This is a genomic window from Streptomyces sp. NPDC047982 (assembly GCF_043204165.1).
Classification (GTDB): Bacteria; Actinomycetota; Actinomycetes; order Streptomycetales; family Streptomycetaceae; genus Streptomyces.
On sequence record NZ_JBIDBS010000004.1, the window covers coordinates 385,095 to 403,612 of the forward strand.

15 protein-coding genes are annotated in these 18,518 nt (G+C 69.5%); 8 read left to right on the forward strand and 7 right to left on the reverse strand.

Going from position 1 to position 18,518, the window contains the following annotated elements:
* Positions 1–431: 431 nt before the first annotated feature.
* From ACGF2V_RS07255 to ACGF2V_RS07265, 3 genes are all read left to right on the forward strand, one after another.
* Positions 432–1,046: a lipoprotein gene (locus tag ACGF2V_RS07255; protein ID WP_362703962.1), complete on the forward strand. Its 615-nt coding sequence runs from the start codon at positions 432–434 to the stop codon at positions 1,044–1,046.
* Positions 1,047–1,362: 316 nt separating this feature from the next.
* A complete protein-coding gene (locus ACGF2V_RS07260; protein ID WP_362703964.1) occupies positions 1,363–5,241 on the forward strand; it encodes a hypothetical protein in 3,879 nt (1,292 codons plus the stop codon).
* A gap of 15 nt (positions 5,242–5,256) precedes the next feature.
* Complete coding sequence (locus ACGF2V_RS07265; RefSeq protein WP_362629985.1) at positions 5,257–5,652, forward strand: hypothetical protein; 396 nt, start codon at positions 5,257–5,259, stop codon at positions 5,650–5,652.
* Between the two features lie 938 nt (positions 5,653–6,590).
* Here ACGF2V_RS07265 and ACGF2V_RS07270 read toward each other — a convergent pair.
* Positions 6,591–6,956 carry a hypothetical protein gene (locus ACGF2V_RS07270; RefSeq protein ID WP_362629982.1) on the reverse strand — a complete coding sequence of 122 codons (366 nt, stop codon included), beginning with the start codon at positions 6,954–6,956 and terminating at the stop codon, positions 6,591–6,593.
* 149 nt (positions 6,957–7,105) lie between these two features.
* On the opposite strand from ACGF2V_RS07270, the gene ACGF2V_RS07275 reads away from it, so the two are divergent.
* The gene (locus tag ACGF2V_RS07275; protein WP_362703966.1) at positions 7,106–7,948 is read left to right on the forward strand and encodes a helix-turn-helix transcriptional regulator; all 843 of its coding nucleotides are present in this window, start codon (positions 7,106–7,108) and stop codon (positions 7,946–7,948) included.
* Positions 7,927–8,121 carry a DUF397 domain-containing protein gene (locus ACGF2V_RS07280; protein WP_362703969.1) on the forward strand — a complete coding sequence of 65 codons (195 nt, stop codon included), beginning with the start codon at positions 7,927–7,929 and terminating at the stop codon, positions 8,119–8,121. The genes ACGF2V_RS07275 and ACGF2V_RS07280 overlap by 22 nt, the downstream gene beginning before the upstream one ends.
* Before the next feature lie 82 nt (positions 8,122–8,203).
* Here the strand turns inward: ACGF2V_RS07280 and ACGF2V_RS07285 are convergent, their stop codons facing one another.
* The 5 genes from ACGF2V_RS07285 to ACGF2V_RS07305 all read right to left on the reverse strand — a co-directional run bounded on the left by ACGF2V_RS07285 (position 8,204) and on the right by ACGF2V_RS07305 (position 14,943).
* Positions 8,204–11,353: an efflux RND transporter permease subunit gene (locus tag ACGF2V_RS07285; RefSeq protein ID WP_362703971.1), complete on the reverse strand. Its 3,150-nt coding sequence runs from the start codon at positions 11,351–11,353 to the stop codon at positions 8,204–8,206.
* A gap of 289 nt (positions 11,354–11,642) precedes the next feature.
* Entirely contained in the window at positions 11,643–12,341 is a 699-nt protein-coding gene (locus ACGF2V_RS07290) for a response regulator transcription factor (protein WP_362703974.1), read from the reverse strand.
* Positions 12,338–13,684 (reverse strand): sensor histidine kinase, encoded by a 1,347-nt coding sequence (locus ACGF2V_RS07295; RefSeq protein ID WP_362703976.1) that lies wholly within the window; start codon positions 13,682–13,684, stop codon positions 12,338–12,340. Before ACGF2V_RS07295 ends, ACGF2V_RS07290 begins: the two co-directional genes overlap by 4 nt.
* Positions 13,685–13,872: 188 nt before the next feature.
* Positions 13,873–14,151 (reverse strand): hypothetical protein, encoded by a 279-nt coding sequence (locus ACGF2V_RS07300; RefSeq protein ID WP_362629966.1) that lies wholly within the window; start codon positions 14,149–14,151, stop codon positions 13,873–13,875.
* A 9-nt stretch (positions 14,152–14,160) separates the two neighbouring features.
* Positions 14,161–14,943, reverse strand: a complete 783-nt coding sequence (locus ACGF2V_RS07305; RefSeq protein ID WP_362629963.1) for a PspA/IM30 family protein — start codon at positions 14,941–14,943, stop codon at positions 14,161–14,163.
* A gap of 375 nt (positions 14,944–15,318) precedes the next feature.
* Between ACGF2V_RS07305 and ACGF2V_RS07310 the strand changes: the two genes are divergently transcribed.
* The 3 genes from ACGF2V_RS07310 to ACGF2V_RS07320 all read left to right on the forward strand — a co-directional run bounded on the left by ACGF2V_RS07310 (position 15,319) and on the right by ACGF2V_RS07320 (position 18,103).
* Positions 15,319–15,918, forward strand: a complete 600-nt coding sequence (locus ACGF2V_RS07310; RefSeq protein ID WP_362629961.1) for a DUF3043 domain-containing protein — start codon at positions 15,319–15,321, stop codon at positions 15,916–15,918.
* Between the two features lie 95 nt (positions 15,919–16,013).
* Positions 16,014–16,766, forward strand: coding sequence for a methyltransferase domain-containing protein (locus ACGF2V_RS07315; protein WP_362629997.1), 753 nt, complete (start codon positions 16,014–16,016; stop codon positions 16,764–16,766).
* Positions 16,767–16,999: 233 nt separating this feature from the next.
* Positions 17,000–18,103: a trypsin-like peptidase domain-containing protein gene (locus ACGF2V_RS07320; RefSeq protein WP_362629958.1), complete on the forward strand. Its 1,104-nt coding sequence runs from the start codon at positions 17,000–17,002 to the stop codon at positions 18,101–18,103.
* Between the two features lie 187 nt (positions 18,104–18,290).
* On the opposite strand, the gene ACGF2V_RS07325 is transcribed toward ACGF2V_RS07320, so the two are convergent.
* A complete protein-coding gene (locus ACGF2V_RS07325; protein WP_362629955.1) occupies positions 18,291–18,509 on the reverse strand; it encodes a hypothetical protein in 219 nt (72 codons plus the stop codon).
* Positions 18,510–18,518 lie beyond the last annotated feature (9 nt).

The window sequence follows — 18,518 nt, forward strand, 5'->3', positions numbered from 1 at the left end:
AGGCGTGTCGTTCCCGGTTGGCGGATGAACTGGCACCCCACAGTCCGAGGCGCTGCCACGCCCGGTTCGACCGTCATCTCGTCGCCGACGGCGGAATTCTGCAGCATTGCGCGCTCTTGGTGCGGCTGGTGCCCAGAGTTCCGTCCGTACCCGCCGAGTGGCCGACCCCTCGGAGATCAGCGCCCGTCACCGGGGCCACGGTTGGTGACGTCCGGCGCGGGGCAAGCACGCGCCACCTCCCGGGGCGGGAGGGTGAGGGCCTACGGTCGACGGGGCCTCGGCACGCCTGACCTGAATCTGCCCCCTGATATGGCTGGAAGTGCCCCAGGAGGAAAGAAATAGACAGGTGGGAAAATCTAGCCAATTGACGCTGCCATGACGGCAATATAGCTTGAGACGGCTTCCATGATCGGAATCGCGCGGGGGATGAGATGCGTAGGCTCTGCTTTGCGGTACCTTTGGCCACTCTTTTGGCGGGCATTATCACCGCCTGTTCATCCGCGCCAGAAGTTTCCGTCTGGCAGGACGGTATCGAACCGGCTGCGCGATCGGGTTCGATCGGCGGGGCCGGTACCGCGTGTACCCTGCCCGTGACGTTCGACATCGCACCCTCGTGGACTCCGCGCCCCGTGGTTGGCACAGCCGGCTCCCTCCCCAGGCAGGGCGATGCCACCCTGGCCTGTGAAGTCGATGCCAAGCCTGCGGGCGTCTTCGGCTTCCTGCGCGTGTGGAGCGGCACCGGCACCGCGAAGAACTCCCGCAGCGCGCTCGACGCCTACTTGGCCGAGGAAAAGAAAATCTCCGGCCCTGAGTACCGCGAGACAAAAGCTGGCCCTTTTTCCGCAACGGAAGTCACATATCTCAAATCTTCGGCGGACGGTCCCGCGAAAAGGGAACGCGCACTTTCCGTGTTGCTTCCCGAGGGGTATGTGATCATTCACGTGGGCGGCCTTGACACACAGGAGCACGAAAAGCTGCTGCCGGGTTACGAACTCGCCCGGGACACCATGGCCGCCTCCAGTACCTCGTTCCCGAGAGCTCAGTAGCGCATGAGCACGGGCGCGGACGCGGACGCGACGTCATGGCTCCTTACTTTCCGCCGATGGCTGTCGCTCCTCCGAACGCAGCATGCGTGGGAGGGCCCTGTCTGCCCTGCCCGGCCCTGGCCCACATTTTCTCCGGATCACGTGCCCGGTACCGCAGCTGCTCGCGAGCCCTGCGTCGCTGAAGGAATCCGGAGGCACCATCGCTGTCGACGAACCGGTCGCGGCGTCAATCAGTGCATCAGAAGGGCGCTATGGGATGAGCCCCATAAGATCGACAACCTCACCACGCTTACGGAGGGTACTTAGACGTACCTTCATGGTGGCGGCCGCCACCACCACCATGTCCCTACTCGCGTCGACCGCCGACGCGGCGGCGGTCGCGTCCCGGACCACGGCCACGGGACCGGCAGCTATCGCGGCGGCCTCCGCCTCCGATGTTCCTCCAGGCTTTCCGGACCTCAAGTGGGACCGCTGGCCGGAGTGGAGCATCTGGACGAACTTCAAAAAGCCTGATCCGGTCAACTGGAATACGTGGACGCCCAGTTCCGACACAGGCGAGCAGGAGCAAGCCGATCAATGCAGGCTCGGGAGCGTCCTCCATAACGGAGGACCACTCGTCAAGGGCCTGGCCCAGTCGGCCCTGGCAGGAACGCCCCAGGATCGCCGTGACGCGCTGACGGAGAATGCCTCGGCCGAGAGTCCGGTCGATCTGGCGAACGACGAGGACTGGAAGACCGCACCGCCACCCCCGGGCTTCGAGACCGAACAGCAGAAACGCTGGCTGGAGCAGATCAACAAGTTCGAGTACCACTTCGACGCACCAGAGTTCGACACAGCCACACGCGAGTTCCGCCGTGATTCCCACGAGCGCACCTCGAAGGCAACCTTCGCCGACCTCGTCCCAAGGGCGGGCAAGGAATCGCTCGATCGTGTCACCGAGATCATCGGCGAGACGCAGGACAGTGACGAGTATTTCCAGGCGCTCGACAAGTTCCAGAAGGAACTGGCAGCAGTGATGGGCTCGTCCGGTGGCACGCTCAAGGATCTCTCCGTCGGGATGTCCGCCGACGATGCACGGATGTTTCTGCAGTTCGGCGGATTCCCGAAGACCGCACCAGTACCAGGAACGATGGAGCATCGTACCGAGGTCGAGTCGCTGAAGGTCCGCTGGTCCAACTGCGACTTCGAGAACCCCGCCGACCCGTACCGGGTCATGGGTGAGGTCGTCGAGACCGCACGCAACGAATGGCAGGCGGAGCTCGATGCCCAGGCCCCGTACCGGAACACCATCGTCGCCGCCGAGGCCGCGGCCTACGACGACCTCTGGAACGCCTCGTTCGCCATGGTCGAGGCGGTCGGCCAGGCGTGGGTGGCCGAGGAGGTACTGGCCTGGCAGCGCTCTCAAGGGCCGAACTGGCAGCCCACGGCGGCGCAGAAGAGCCAGATCGAAACGGAGCTGAAGAACACCCAGACGCGCATCAACGCGCAACTGGCGCTCGCGAAGTCGCTCGCCGAAGACGCCGCGACCCAGGCGTCCAGGGCGGACACGGCTCAGGCCGCGGCCGCTGAGGTCGCCAAGGCAGCGGGCACTCCGCAGGGCCGTGGCCTCGCCTACGCCCAGCAGTCGGCGCAGGTCGCAAAGGCGTCCGCGGCGGGTGCGCAGGCCGCGTACAAGGCGGCCAACACCGCTTTGCAGGCGTCCAAGGCCACGGTCGCGGACAACGGCGCCCTGTTCTCCCGCGCCCGAGCGGAGGCGAACGCCCTGGAGGCGGAGTACCGGCGCGCAGCCGCGGAGGAGAACGCCGCTCAAGCCACGGCGGCAGCCAAGGCAGCCGACGAGCAGGCCACTCTTGCCGCCGGCGAAGCAGCGAAGGCCAAGTCGGCACGTACGCGTGCCGAGACTGCGGAGGGCAAGGCCAAGGCCGCTGCCGCGGACGCTCGTTCAAAAATGGAGACCGCGCAGCAGGAAAAGGCGGCCGCAGCGGCGGCGCGCAAGCGGGCCGACTCCGAACGCGCGAAGGCCACCGCTGCCGAGGCGCGAGCCGTGACGGAACGGAAGGCCGCAGCGGACGCTCTCGAACGTGCCACCGCGGCCGGCGGGGTGGCGGACTCGAAGTCCCAGGCCGCCCTTGTCTCCGAGATGGAGGCGGCCGCAGCCAGGGACAGGGCAGTCGCTGCTGAGCGGAAGAAGGACGCCGCCGCTTCCAGGGCAGCGGCCTACGAAGCGGCAGCCGCCGCTGCGGAGGGAACCGACAACGCCGCCGCGGCCCGAGCAGCGGCCACCGAGGCCAGGGCCGCGGCGAATGACGCGTCGGCTGCTGCCTCCCGTGCTCGCACCGCGGCGAACGAGGCGAGTACCGCGGCGATCGCCGCTCGCAAGGCGGCGACGGAGGCCACAGGCGCGGCCGAGCGTGCCAGGGCCGCCGCGAACGGCGCGAAGGCGGCGGCGGCGACCACCCACGCCCAGGCCACGGCAGCACACGCCGCGGCAGCCGATGCCATCGCGGCTTCCAAGGCCGCCGCAGGGCGCGCCCGGGCGGCGGAGGGCTTCAGTCGCGTGGCGGCGGCCAACGCGGTCGCGGCCAAGGCCAACGCGGCGGAAGCCCGCTCGCAGGCCGATCAGGCCCGGGCCGAGAGCGCCGTGACCGCGGGACAGGCGTTCGCGGCGGCCCAGGCGGCCACGGCAGCTGGCGACGCCGCGAAGGAGGTGATCGATCCCGCCAACGAAGCGATCTCGTTGGGCAGCCCCTACCAGGAGACCGACGCATCGGCGGGTATGGCCGTACTGGTGGGCCAGAACGCCATGACGCTGGCCGACCAGCAAGCCGCCGCAGCGCAGGCCAAGGCCGATGAAGCGGCCGAGGCCGCCGAGGCGGCGAAGGATGCCGCCGAGCGGGCCGATGCCGACAGCAAGCTGGCGGCGGAGGCGGCGGCCACGGCTGCGGCCCAGGCGGCGAAGGCCGCGATCTCCGTCACCAAGGCACGGGCCTCCGCGAAGGCGGCAGCGGCCGACGCGGCCGCGGCACAGAGCGCCGCGGGCCGCGCCACCGAGTACGACATCGAGGCACGAGGGTACGCGGACACCGCCGACACGGCTGCGACCGCCGCCGAGAGCGAGGCCGCTGCCGCGCGCGACGCGGCGACCGAGGCCGAGCTGGACGCCGAGGGTGCTCGCAACGCGGCGAATGCCGCCCAGAGTGATGCCGACAGCGCCGTGAGCATCGCCCAGTACGCGGAGGAGGCGGCCGACAGAGCGGAGACCGCGGCCGCGAACGCTCAGGCCAGCGCCGTCGAGGCCGACGAGGCTGCGACGCGCGCTGAGGAGGCCCTGCGGCAACGGATCGAGGCCGCACGGGCCGAGCGGGCGGAAGGACCCGTCGACACCGGTGCCGATCTGTCGGGCGAAGAGGAAGCCATCCTGCTGCGCCTGTGCGGTCAGAGCTGTGTCGATGACTGGCGGGCCGCCAAGAACGCGACGGCTCAGGACGTACTCGACTGGATCAAGGCCAACGGTGGCGAGATCATCCTCGATGTCGTCGGCTACACCGATGCGAAGACCTGCTTCACTAAGGGCGACATCGAAGCCTGCCTGTGGACGCTGATCAACGCCGCCAGCGTCGCCGTCGTGGTGGCGAAGCTCCCGGCGCTCACCGTCGCGGTCGCCCGGGTCACTGCGGGGATCACCAAGTTCTTCGAGGCGTCCGCAAAGGGCAAGCGGACACTGAAGAAGCTCCGGGACCTCATCGAGAAGGCCAGGAAGGACCCCAACACGCCGCCCTGCGTGGGCAAGTCCCTTGCCCGTGCGGCTGCCGAGGACGTCTGTAATCTCGACAGGGAGATCGGCGACCTTCCCTACGAGACGCTAGACGATCTAGACCAGAGGTACGGCAGCGACATCACCGACGGCGTCGAGTACAACTGGCGCAAGATGCAGGAGAAGGGTGCGGACGGAAAGCCGACGAAGAACGCCATCGACCACGCCATCCCCGGCATCGGCACGAACGTCGAGGAACTGGCCAAGTACTGGGCCAAGTGGCGGGGCAAGGCTACCCACATCGACCCCACCACCAAGAACACCGTCGCCTTCGACGAGGCGAAGGGAGTCCTCGTCATCATCAAGGACCGGTACATCCACGGATACCGGATGACCAAAGAGAAGTTCCTCTCGAAGTTCGATCCGCTTCCGTCCAGCTGAGGAGGACAGACCGGTTTGAGAACACAGATCAAGCTGACCGAGGTCGAGGGGACGTTCAGGACACGCCTCACATCCACCCAGACCGACCTGATGCTCGAGGCGCTGCGGACGCTCCAGGGGTGGGGATACTCCGACGAGGCCCTCGTAGTACAGCTGGGCGCGGATCAGGAGGAGATCGACCGTCTGGCCGAAAGGCTCAAGGGTGATCACAAGACCACCCGCGACTTCACTCTGACCGCGCGCGAACTGCACGTCATCCACTCGGCGCTGACTGCGGTGGCCACGACGTTCATCGCGAGGAACGGGTTCTCTGAAGAGGGGTTCTACAACAAGACAAGCTTCTTCAGGGAGAACTTCGACTCCATGGCGTTGAGCATCATCACGGCTGTCGACGAAGCGACGAGACGGTAGGTGACATGGTCGGTGGGCCGCACTCTCTCCAGGGGTGCGGCCCACCTGCCTGTTCCATACGCATACGCGGTGGCTACGGCGTGCATGGGCTGGGGTCGGCGGCAAGCCGATACCACCACCCCCACGCCGACATGGTTGGTCCTCTCCTTCTGGCGGGCCACGGTGCTGCCCAAGAGACATCGCTCCCGAAGATCTCATCCCCCTCGTCACTGAGACATCGCCCGACCTCCGCAACCGCCTCGTCTCGGAGGTCGCCACGCTCAGCGCGGATGCATGCCCACCAGTACGCCGCGCTCCGGGTTCGGATCATCCAGGTGCTCGCCAAGACTGCCGCCGCGTGTTCTCTGTCATCTGTCTCGCCTGGCCGCCTCACCCGGCGTCGGCAAGGCGCCCCGGCCCTCCACGAGGAGCACCGGGACGTGCAGTGCAACATCACGCACACCGAATCAGGCGTCTGCCCGCGTCAAGCACCTGGTCCAGTGTGAGTCGGGCACCGCATCGCATGTCCTTCACTTCGCCGGGAGCAGCACACCTGACGGTGGACCACGGTTCGTCACCAATGACGGGAGCGAGACCTCAGTAGCCCTGGAGGGGTTATGGGGCTGCGCCGTCGCCACCACCTCCCTCGGTCTGCGTCTTCTCGACCCCAATGACTGCTGGACAGAGCCGCTCGCCAAGGAGCCGACCGGCTCCGTCCCGGTCGCCATCGGCTGGCATGGACAGGTCCCGGATGCACACGCTTGCGCCTTCGCCGGGATCTTCTACCGAAACCTTGCCGAGGGCGACTCCGTCCCCCAGGCCAAACTCCACCGCCTGTCTCGTGCTGGGGCCCATCGGCCGCACGGACATGCCCGTACTGCACACGACACCCAAGCATCTGCCCGAGGCCCATTTCCTGATCCATTCCGAGAAACACCCCGTCCCTCCGGGCCAGCCGCTCAAGCCTCGCTGGTACGAGAGCAGTGCTCTGTTGCGTAAGCCACGGCTTTCTCGTCCTCCGCAAGCGTGAGCCCGGCTTCCAGCCGCTCTCCTCGGCTCGTGGCGATCCGCAGGGTGTCCCGCAGCGACTCCGCGAGCCTCACTCCGGCGAACCTCAACTCCTGCTCCTCCACCGCATTTTCGGCCAGCAGCGCCCGCGCCTCAATGAGCACGTAGTCGGCGGATGCGAGCAGGTCGGCCTCCACCTCGTCGGCCAGCAGCGACAACCGGCTGCTCGGGTCGCCGGTGCTCAAGTAGCACGGCCCTCCACGCTCGTTGGTCCAGGGGAGCAGGCGCATGGGCCGCCCCTGCGCGTCGAACATCATGTCGTCATCGCCTCCGTTCGAGATGCGCGTGGTACGCGACCACACGCTACGGCTACCGTGTGTGCCCTCATCGTCGCGTTGCGATGAAGTGCATCAACAGGGTTGCCCTGTCCCAGCGTTGAAACCGGGACATATGGAAGGCGCACACCATGACGTTCAAGCCTCAGCCCCTCACTCCGTATCTATCGGCCCGGCACTACTTCGGCTCCGAGCAGCGCCGCCACCGCGAGCGCGCGAACATGTCCCTCGTGCAGCTGGCGGACACCCTGAACTCCAGCAAGAGCACCCTCGCCCGGATCGAGACGGCGGAGCTGATGCCGCCGCCGGACATCCCGGCCCGGCTCGACGCGGCGTTCGGGACGGACAAGCACTTCCACGGGCTGTACGAGCTGGCGAAGAAGGAGATCCACCCGGACCAGTACCGCCGGTACATGGATTTCGAGGCCAAGGCGGAGGTCATAGAGGTGTATGAGCCGCAGGTCGTTCCTGGGCTGTTGCAGACAAGGGAGTACGCATACGAGTTGCTGCGCTGCCAAGAAGACCTGAACGCTGAGCAGGTAGAGCAACTGGTCAACGCACGGATGTCACGGCGCGATTGGCCGGCCGACGCCGCTCCCCTGCGCTGGGCCATCCTCGATGAGGCCGTTCTCAGGCGGCCGGTTGGTACCCCAGAGGGCATGCTCAAACAGCTGGTCTCGCTCTTGGAACATGTGGATACTCCGAACTGTAAAGTTCAGGTGCTGCCGTTCAGCGCAGGGCCACACGCACTCATGGGCGGCACCCTCAATCTCCTGACGCTCCCCGACGACACCACAGTGGCCTACGAAGAAAGCATCTCGACCGGCTACCTCCACGAGGACCGGGAGACCGTGCTGAAACGGCGTCGACAGTACGAGGTGCTGCGCGCCAACGCGCTCTCCCTGGCCGAGTCAGCAGAGCTGATCAGAAAGGCTATGGAGGACTACAAGCCATGCGACACACCCCCGAGCTGAGCAACGCCCCCTGGCGCAAGAGCAGCCACAGCAACACCAACGGGGGGAGCTGCGTCGAAATCGCCGACGGCATCCCCGGCACCGTCCCCGTACGCGACAGCAAGCAGCCGGCCGGCCCCGCGCTCCTCATCTCCGCCCCCGCCTGGAACGACTTCGTCAACTCCCTCAAGTAACGGCGGGAATCAGCAGGCACAACGGAACGGCCTGTCCCACGGGTGAACGTGGGACAGGCCGTCGCCGTCTTCAGCAGATCCGCTACACGCCCGACGGCTCCGCCGTGCGCGTTCCCTCGGACGGGGCCGGGGCGTCCGTGCCCGTCTTCCCTGCCCGCCTGGCCGCCTTCTTCTTCGCGCGGCGCTCCTTGCGGAGTTCGACCATCGCGTAGAGCGTCGGGACCAGGAGCAGTGTCAGCAGGGTCGAGGTGACCAGGCCACCGATCACCACCACCGCGAGCGGCTGCGAGATGAAGCCGCCATCGCCGGTGACGCCGAGCGCCATCGGGAGAAGGGCGAAGATCGTCGCGAGTGCCGTCATCAGGATCGGGCGGAGGCGGTGGCGTCCGCCCTCGACGATCGCTTCGACGATGCCCAGACCCTGGGCGCGGTACTGGTTGATCAGGTCGATCAGGACGATCGCGTTGGTGACCACGATGCCGATGAGCATCAGCATGCCGATCATCGCCGGGACGCCCATCGGGGTGCCGGTGAGGACGAGCAGGCCGATCGCGCCGGTGGCGGCGAACGGGATGGATACCAGGAGGATCAGCGGCTGGATGAGGGACCGGAAGGTCGCCACGAGCAGCATGAACACGATCGCGATCGCGGCCAGCATGGCGAGGCCGAGCTTCAGGAACGCGTCGCTCTGGTCCTCGGAGAGGCCGCCGATGGTGGCCGTGGCGCCCTCCGGGAGCTTCAGGGCGTTGATCTTGCTCTGGAGTTCGGTGCCGATCGCGCCGGTGTTGTCACCGACCGGGCGGGCCGTGATGGTCGCCGCGCGCTGGCCGTCGATGCGGGTCTTCGAGACCGGCCCGGGGACCAGTTCGACGTCGGCGATCTGGCCGAGCCGGACCGGGCCGAGGGGGAGCTTCTTCAACTCGGCCATCGTGGTGGCCGGGTGGGCGGAGGTGACGACGACATCGCGCTCGGTGTCGCCCATGACGGCCTTGCCGGCCGGGGTGCCGCTCACCGCTCCGGCGACGACGGCGCCCAGCGTGGTCTGGTCGAAGCCCGCGTCCGCCGCCTTGGCGTTGGCCTTGACGGAGATCCTGGGGACGCTCTGCGCGAGGTCGCTCTGGACGTCGGTGACGTCCTTGACCTCGGCTACCTCGGCCCGTACCTGCTCGGACGCCTTCTTCAGGACGTCCGCGTCGGCGGCCTTGACCACGACGGCGAGGTCCTGGCTGCCGAAGCCGCTGCCCGCCGAGAGGGTGGTGTCGCCGATGCCGTCGAGCTTGCCGAACTCCGTCTCCAGGCGCTTTTGCACGGCCTCGGCGTCGCCCGCGTCCTTCAGGGTGATCTGGTAGGACGCCTGGTTGGCGCCCGTGCCGCCGCCGAAGGCGGCCATGAAGCCGGAGGAGCCGACGGTGACCTGGTAGTCCTTGACGCCCTTCTCGTCCTTGAGGACCTTCTCGACCTTCCTGGCCGCCGCGTCGGTTGCCGCCAGGCTGGTGCCGGGCGCCAGCTTCTGCTTGACGGACAGGACCTCCTGCTCGCCCTCGTCGAAGAAGTTGGTCTTGAGCAGCGGGGCCATGCCGAAGGTGCCGAACAGCACCACGAACGCGATGACGACGCTGGTGATCCGGCGCCGGGTGGCGAAGCGCAGGACCGGGACGTACAGCCGCTGGAGCCGGTTGCGGGCTTCCTGCTCCTCGGCCTGGCGGCGGGCCTCGTCCGGGTCCTGGGAGGTGCCCTTGGGAGCACGCAGGAACCAGTACGACAGAACAGGGACTACCGTCAGCGAGACCAGCAGGGACGCCAGCAGGGCGGCGGTGACGGTCAGCGAGAACGAGCCGAAGAGTTCGCCGACCATGCCGCCCACGAGGCCGATCGGCAGGAACACGGCGACCGTGGTGAGGGTCGAGGAGGTGACCGCGCCGGCCACTTCCTTGACGGCGGTGATGATCGCCGTCCGGCGTTCCTCGCCGTAGCCGAGGTGGCGCTTGATGTTCTCCAGGACCACGATCGAGTCGTCGACGACGCGGCCGATCGCGATGGTCAGCGCGCCGAGGGTGAGCATGTTGAGCGACAGGTCGCGGGTCCAGAGCACGAGCAGTGCGAGGACCACGGAGAGCGGGATGGAGACCGCCGTGACCAGCGTGGAGCGCAGCGAGGCGAGGAAGAACAGGATCACCACGACGGCGAAGACCAGGCCGAGCGCGCCCTCGGTGGTGAGACCGGAGATGGCCTTGGAGACGGCGGGTCCCTGGTCGGAGACGATGGTCAGCTCGGCACCGGAACCGAGGTCCCCCCGCAGGTCGGGGAGCTTGTCCTTGACCGCGTCCGAGATGGCGACGGCGCTGCCGTCCTTGTCCATCGTGGCCATCACGGCGAGGCTCGGCCGGCCGTTGGTGCGGGTGAGGGAGTCCGCCGTGGCCGGCTCCTGCTTCACGGTGGCGACGTCACCGACCCGGACGGCCTTGCCGGACCGGCCCGTGCCCGGGTCCGTCGCGGCGACCCGCAGGTCCTCGATCTGCTTCAGCGACGTGAACTGCCCGCCCACCTGGACGGTGCGGCTCTTGCCCGATTCGGAGAAGGAACCGGCCGGGATCGTCGCCCCGCCCGCCTTGAGCGCCTGGGAGAGCGTCATGGCGTTCAGACCGGCCGCCGCGAGCTTCTGGTCGTCGGGGGTGATGGAGACCTGGAGGTCCCGCACGCCGCTCACGGAGACCTGGCCGACGCCCTCGATGTCCTCCAGCGCGGGAACGACCGTGCGGTCCAGCTGGTCGGCGAGGGCCTGCTGGTCCTTGTCGGAGGTGACGGCGAGGACGACGGTCGGCATGTCGTCCGACGAACCCGCCACGACCTGCGGGTCCACGGTGTCGGGGAGCTGGGCCCGGGCGCGGTTCACCGCCTGCTGGATGTCGGCGACGAGCTGCTTGGTGCCCTCGCTGCCGAAGTCGAAGGACGCCATGATGACGGCGCTGCCCTCGCTGGCGGTCGAGGTGATGCCGGTGACGCCGTCGACCGCCTTGATGGAGTTCTCCAACGGCTCGACGACCTGCTTCTCGACCACGTCGGGCGACGCACCCTGGTAGGGGGCGAGCACCGACACCATCGGAAGGTCGATGGTGGGCAGCAGCTGCTGCTTGAGCTGCGGTATCGCGATCACGCCGAAGACGAGGGCGACGATCGAGATCAGTCCGATCAGGGCCCGTTGCGCGAGGCTGAATCTGGACAGCCAGGACATGGGTGGTGGTCTCTCTTCTGTGGCTTGCGCGGCAGGTGGGCGGGCAGTTGGGGGACAGACCCGGCCCACGTACACGATCTCTCATGGCCGGACCCGGAAGCCTCGGCCCCTGGGTCGCTTTCTTATGCCGCGCATACCGCGGCTGGAGTACGTCCTTTCTCCACCCCTCGCCGCACCCGCGGGTGGTCTTGCGTCCACCCCTGGGACCACCCACCCCTAAGAGCGCCCGCACCTGGAACCGCTCGCACCTGGGCGGCCGGGACCGCCCCGCTCCCCCCGGGCGGGTTCCTCACTCCACGCGGGCGCGCACCAGACCCGATTCGTACGCGATGACCACCAGCTGCGCCCGGTCCCGCGCGCCGAGCTTCGCCATCGCCCGGTTCACGTGGGTCTTCACGGTGAGCGGGCTGACGGCGAGCCGCTCGGCGATCTCGTCGTTGGAATACCCGCCCGCGACGAGGACGAGCACCTCGCGTTCCCGGCCGGTGAGCGCGGCGAGCCGCGCGGACTGCTCGGCGGCCCCCGTCCCCTCACGGGCGCCCGAACCGCCGCCCTGCGCGAGGAAGGTGGCGATCAGGCCCTTGGTCGCGGCCGGTGAGAGGAGCGCCTCGCCCGCGGCCGCGATGCGGATGGCTGCGAGGAGTTCGTCCGGCTCCGCGCCCTTTCCGAGGAAGCCCGACGCCCCGGCCCGCAGCGACTGCACCACGTACTCGTCCACCTCGAAGGTGGTGAGCATGACGACCCGTACGCCCGCCAGTTCCGGGTCGGCGCTGATCATGCGGGTCGCTGCGAGGCCGTCCGTGCCGGGCATCCGAACGTCCATCAGCACCACGTCGGGGCGGGTCGAGCGGGCGATTTCCACGGCCTGGGCGCCGTCCGCCGCCTCACCGACCACCTCCATGTCGGCCTCCGAGTCGACCAGCACCCGGAACGCGCTGCGCAGCAGTGCCTGGTCGTCCACGAGCAGCACCCTGATGGGCGGTGTCATGCGTTCTCGTCCTCCCCCGCGCGGACCGTACGGCCTGTCTGGCCCGTCCGGTCCTTCCAGCCTGTCCGCCCCGTCGTACCCGAGCCCCCCGGCTCCGCCGCACGGGCCTCGACGGGCAGGATCGCATGGACCCGGAATCCGCCGCCGTAGCGGGGCCCGGCGGCGAGGGTGCCGCCGAGCGCGGTGACGCGTTCCCGCATGCCGAGCAGGCCGTGTCCGCCGCCCGAGCGGTGATCACCGCCCGCGTCGTACGCGTCGCCGCCCGGGCCCCGGCCGCCGCCGCGCGAGCCGTTGTCGATCACGGTGATCTCCACGGCGGCCCCGACCCGTACGACGCTGATCTCCGCCCTCGCGCCCGGGCCCGCGTGTTTGCGGACGTTGGTCAGGGCCTCCTGGATCACCCGGTACGCGGCCAGGTCGACGGCCGCGGGCAGCGAGGGCCGCCCGTCCGCGCAGGCCACCTCCACCGGGAGCCCGGCCCGCCGCACGGTATCCACCAGTTCGTCCAGGACCGCGAGCCCGGGGGCCGGTTCGGTCGGCGCGGCCGGGTCGCCGGACTGCCGCAACAGGCCGACGGTGGCCCGGAGTTCGTCGAGCGCGGACCGGCTGGCCTCCCGGACGTGGGCCAGCGCCTCCTTGGCCTGGTCGGGGCGCCGGTCCATGACGTGGGCGGCCACGCCCGCCTGCACGTTGACGAGCGCGATGTGGTGGGCGACGACGTCGTGCAGGTCGCGGGCGATCCGCAGCCGCTCCTCCGCGACCCGGCGCCGGGCCTCCTCGTCCCGGGTCCGCTCGGCGCGTTCGGCGCGCTCCCGGATCGCGTCGACGAAGGCGCGCCGGGAGCGGACGGCGTCCCCCGCGGCGCAGGCCATGCCGGTCCAGGCGAAGACCCCGAAGTTCTCCTGCCCGTACCAGGGGCCGGCGCCCAAACACATGGCCGTGGCGGTCAGCCCGACCGCCGTGAGCAGGCCGACCCGCCAGGTGGTGGGCCGGTCGGTGCGTGCGGCGACGGTGTACAGCGCGATGGCGTTCGTCATCACCACGGGCGACGGCGGATCGGAGATCAGCAGCTCGACGACGGACGGCACGAGGGTGACGACCAGCACCGCCATGGGGCGGCGCCGCCGCCAGAGGAGCGCCGCGGCACCGACCGCCATCAGCAGCACGTCGCCGGCGTCCGGGCTGCGGGCGGCGAGGCCCGATCCTTCGGGCACACCGGGATGGACGAACGACACGGTGAGCATGACCAGGAGGACGACCAGCGCGAGCGCGGCGTCCATGGCCAGGGGGTGGTCGCGCAGCCAGCGCCGGGCGCGCGGAGCGCCGGTTCCGAGGGTGGTCACGTCGGGCTACGTTACGGCGTGTCACGCGTGGTCCGGCCGGGTTCTCGGAAGATTCCGGACACACCCGTTCCCCGGTTCTCCGGGGGACCGGGGAACCGGGGAACGGGGGAACGCGTCGAAGCGCGTACCGGTTCGGATGCGTACGGCGCCGGACGCGACGGGGTGCTGGAGAGCGAGGGGCGCGCGCGTCAGCCGGGGATCAGCCCTTCGTCATGGAGCATCGCGCGCACCTCTTCGAGCGTCGCGTCGGGCGACGGCAGGATCAGATCGGACGGTTCCAGGGAGTCGTCCGGCAACGGCGTACCGAGTTCGCGCACCTTGTCCAGGAGCGCGTGGAGCGTGGAGCGGAAGGCCGGGCCGTCGCCGCTCTCCATCTCGTTCAGCAGTTCGTCGTCGAGCACGTCGAGCTCGACGAGATGGCTGTCGGCCAGGGCGACCTGGCCCTCCCCCATGATCCGTACGATCATGACGCTGCCTCAGCTCTTGTCGAACCTGTGCGGGGACTGCGATGCCTGCTGCTGCGCCGCGTCCTGCGGGCCGCCCTCGATCGCCTGCTGCGGGGCGGATCCGCCGGCCAGCTCGGCCTTCATGCGCTGGAGCTCCAGCTCCACGTCCGTACCGCCGGAGATCCGGTCCAGCTCGGCCGCGATGTCGTCCTTGGCCGTGCCGGTCGGGTCGTCCAGGGCGCCGGACGCGAGCAGTTCGTCGATCGCCCCGGCCCGGGCCTGGAGCTGCTGAGTCTTGTCCTCGGCCCGCTGGATCGCCAGGCCGACGTCACCCATCTCCTCCGAGATCCCGGAGAACGCCTCACCGATCCGGGTCTGTGCCTGAGCGGCGGTGTAGGTGGCCTTGATGGTCTCCTTCTTGGTGCGGAAGGCGTCGACCTTGGCCTGAAGCCGCTGGGCGGCGAGGGTCAGCTTCTCCTCCTCGCCCTGCAGCGTGGAATGCTGCGTCTCCAGGTCGGTGACCTGCTGCTGGAGCGCGGCGCGCCGGGACAGCGCCTCGCGGGCCAGGTCCTCCCGGCCGAGCGCGAGCGCCTTGCGGCCCTGGTCCTCCAGCTTGGCGGACTGTCCCTGCAGTTGGTTCAGCTGCAACTCCAGCCGCTTGCGCGAGGTGGCCACGTCGGCGACCCCGCGACGCACCTTCTGCAGCAGCTCCAGTTGCTTCTGATACGAGTAGTCAAGGGTCTCGCGCGGATCCTCGGCCCGGTCAAGGGCCTTGTTCGCCTTCGCGCGGAAGATCATCCCCATACGCTTCATGACACCGCTCATGGGCTTCGCGCGCCCCCTTCTGACGGACTGAGCTCCAGCACTCCATACAGAACCCACAGTACGGGCCCTACCTCTATTACCGCACTGTTCGAGCGCCGATGTGCTCCTCCCCAAGGACGACTGCGCCCGGTCGCCGATCCGGCCCAGGGAGTAGACCGGGGTCGAGGCCGCCGCGACATCCGGGACACCACCGCCGCATCCGGGCGTACGCCCCCGGGTCCGGGCGTACGCCCCCGGGTCCGGGCGGAAGACCCCTGGTCCGGACGGAAGACCCCTGGTGCCACCTGGGAGGACGCGGTCCGTTGCCGGATCGTTCCCGACCGGCCTGGGGCCGCGGCGATCGACCCCGTACCCTTGGGCCTTGTGTTCCGTAGCCGTTCGAAGGAAGAGAAGGCGCCCACCGGCAAGGTGACGGCAGACCTCTCCAAGCAGCCCCGCGACCCGCAGGCCCCCAAAGGTCGCCCCACCCCCAAGCGCAGCGAAGCCCAGTCGCAGCGCCGTCGTGCCGCTGGTGGCGCGCCGCTGGACCGCAAGGAGGCCATGCGGCGCCAGCGCGAGGCGCGCCGTGCGGACCTGGCGCGGCAGCGCGAGGCGCTGGCCAACGGCGACGAGCGCTATCTGCCGGTCCGCGACAAGGGTCCGGTGCGGCGCTTCGTGCGCGACTTCGTGGACTCGCGTTTCTGCGTCGCGGAGTTCTTCCTGCCGATGGCCGTGATCATCCTGATCCTCAGCGTGATCCAGGTGCAGAACGTCCAGACCATCTCGCTGTTGCTCTGGCTCTTCGTGATCGTGCTGATCGTCGTCGACTCGATCGGCCTGGCGTTCCGCCTGCGGAAGCAGCTGAACGCCCGCTTCCCCGACACCCCCAAGCGCGGCGCGGTCGCGTACGGGCTGATGCGCACCCTCCAGATGCGTCGGCTCCGGCTGCCGAAGCCGCAGGTCAAGCGTGGAGAACGACCCTGAGCAGAGACACCACCGGACCGGTCGGCGGTCCGCCCGTCGGCCCACCCGGCGACATCGCCCCCGTCACCGGTTTCTCGGCAGCGTCCTCGGTATGGCTGAAGGGGCTCGGAGGTCTGCGCAACACGGTCCGCCAGGAGCTCGTCGCCCGGCAGATCGACGAGCAGATCGCGGCCCGCTTCCCGGTCGGTCAGCGGCTGCGGGTCCTCGACGTCGGCATGGGGCAGGGCACCCAGGCGCTGCGCCTGGCCAGGGCCGGCCACACCGTGACGGGCCTGGAGTCCGACGCCGAGATGCTGCGGGTGGCGCGGGAGGCGCTCGGCGGCGAGCCTGCGGGCATTCGCGAACGGGTGCGGCTGATCGAGGGCGACGGCCTGGAGACCGGGGTGCACTTCCTGCCCGGCAGTTTCGACGTGGTGCTCTGCCACGGCGTGCTGATGTACGTCCCGGAGCCGGACGCGATGCTGGCCGGTCTGGCCCGGATGCTGGCCCCCGGCGGGCTCCTCTCGCTGCTCGTACGCAACGCCGACGCGCTCGCGATGCGGCCCGGGAACGCCGGGGACTGGGATGCGGCGCTGGATGCCTTCGACACGGACACGTACCCCAACCGGCTCGGTCTCACGGTCCGTGCCGACCGGCTGGACGCCTTGACGGCCACGCTCGACGGGATCGCGGCGCCTCTGCACGCCTGGTACGGGGTGCGCGTGTTCACGGACAACGTGAGCAACGACGTGGAACTGCCGGCCGCCACCGAGCTGGAGCGGCTGCTGGCCGTGGAGGACCGGGCCGGACGGACCGACCCCTACCGCCGGGTGGCCGCACTGCTGCATCTGTGCGGCGTACGCGGCTGAGAGCGGCTGCGGGCGGCGCGCGACCGGGAGCGACCGCACGCGACTGGGATCGATCGACTGCGCACGGCTGGGATCGGCGTGCGCGACCGGGAGCGGCTGTGCCGACCGGGGCCGTCGTTCCGTGCGTCGTCCCTGGTGAGCGGCCGGATCGGCCGCCTTGCCCGGGACGGGCCGTGCACCCGGTCGGCGGAACCCGGCGGGCCGTGGGCGGGTGACGAGGTGATGATCCGGACATGGACGCATTCCACTCCCACCACCGCTCACATCGGGTGCTGCTCCCCCTGACCACGGGTGTCTGCGCGATCGCCCTGGTGAGCGGCTGTTCGGACCGGGGCTCCGTTTCACCGTCGCCCGGCGTCACCACGCCGGGCTCCTCGCGGCAGGGCGCTGTGTCCCAGCCCGCCGTCGAGGCCGACGGCGATCTCCAGACCCAGTACGAGACCGTGATCAAGAACGTGCTGCCGTCGGTCGTGCAGATCCAGGCGTCCAGCAGCCTGGGCTCCGGCGTCGTCTACGACTCCAAGGGCCATATCGTCACCAACGCCCATGTGGTCGGCGCGGAGAGGCGCTTCCGGGTCACGGTCGCCACCGGTGAGAAGGCCCAGGGCGCCTCCCTGGTGTCCGCCTACCCGGAACAGGATCTGGCCGTCATCAAGCTCGACTCCGTGCCGAAGGGGCTGAAGGCCGCCACGTTCGGCGACTCGAAGAAGGTCGAGGTGGGGCAGATCGTGCTGGCGATGGGCTCGCCGCTCGGTCTGGCCTCGAGCGTCACCCAGGGCATCGTTTCCGCGGTCGGCCGGACCGTCAGCGAGGGCAGAACGGGCGGCGGCACCGGCGCGACGATCGCGAACATGGTGCAGACCTCGGCCGCGATCAATCCGGGGAACAGCGGGGGCGCGCTGGTCAACCTGAACAGCGAGGTGATCGGCATCCCGACGCTGGCGGCGACGGACCCCGAACTGGGGGGTGGCGCCGCGCCGGGGATCGGGTTCGCGATCCCGGCGTCGATGGTGAGGACGATCGCCGACCAGATCATCAAGCTCGGCCGGGTCGTCGACTCCGGCCGGGCCGCCCTGGACATCACCGGGCGCACGGTCGTCGACCAGAACTACCGGCCGGCCGGGGTGGCGCTGGTCTCGGTGACGACGGGCGGGGCCGCGGACCAGGCGGGGCTGCGGCCCGGCGACATCATCACCAGGATCAATGACACACCGATCACGACGATCACCTCCCTGTCGGAGGCGCTGGCCTCGGACAATCCCGGCCAGAAGGTCACGGTGACGTACGAGCGCAACGGGGCGGAGCGGACTGCCCGGGTCACGTTGGGCGAGATCTAGGCGTTCTTTCGTCGAAGTGCCGTGACCACGGTTCCGCAGCGGGACCCGGGTGACCCGTCGGCCCGCCGGGTGGCGACTGCCCACGAAGCCAGGAACACGACCGTGCGGCCCGCTCCGGGCCGCACGGTCGTGCGCGTGCCGGGGCCGGGTGCCCGGTGCCCAGGTACCCGGGTGCCCGGGGAGGCACTCAGCCCTGTTCCGCCCGGTCGGCCTGGAGGCTCATGGGGCCGTAGACCTCGGTGGCGTCCTCGAAGAGCCTCACCTGCTCAGTCCCTCCGTCGAGGAGTTCCTTCCAGTTCTCACCGATCCAGGACTCCGCATCGCCCTGCGTGGTGAATTCCTCCGGCCGCACGGCCGGCTCCGTCTCCGTGCCGTCGGACTTCTCGAACCGCCATGCCCACGCCATACCCGCCTC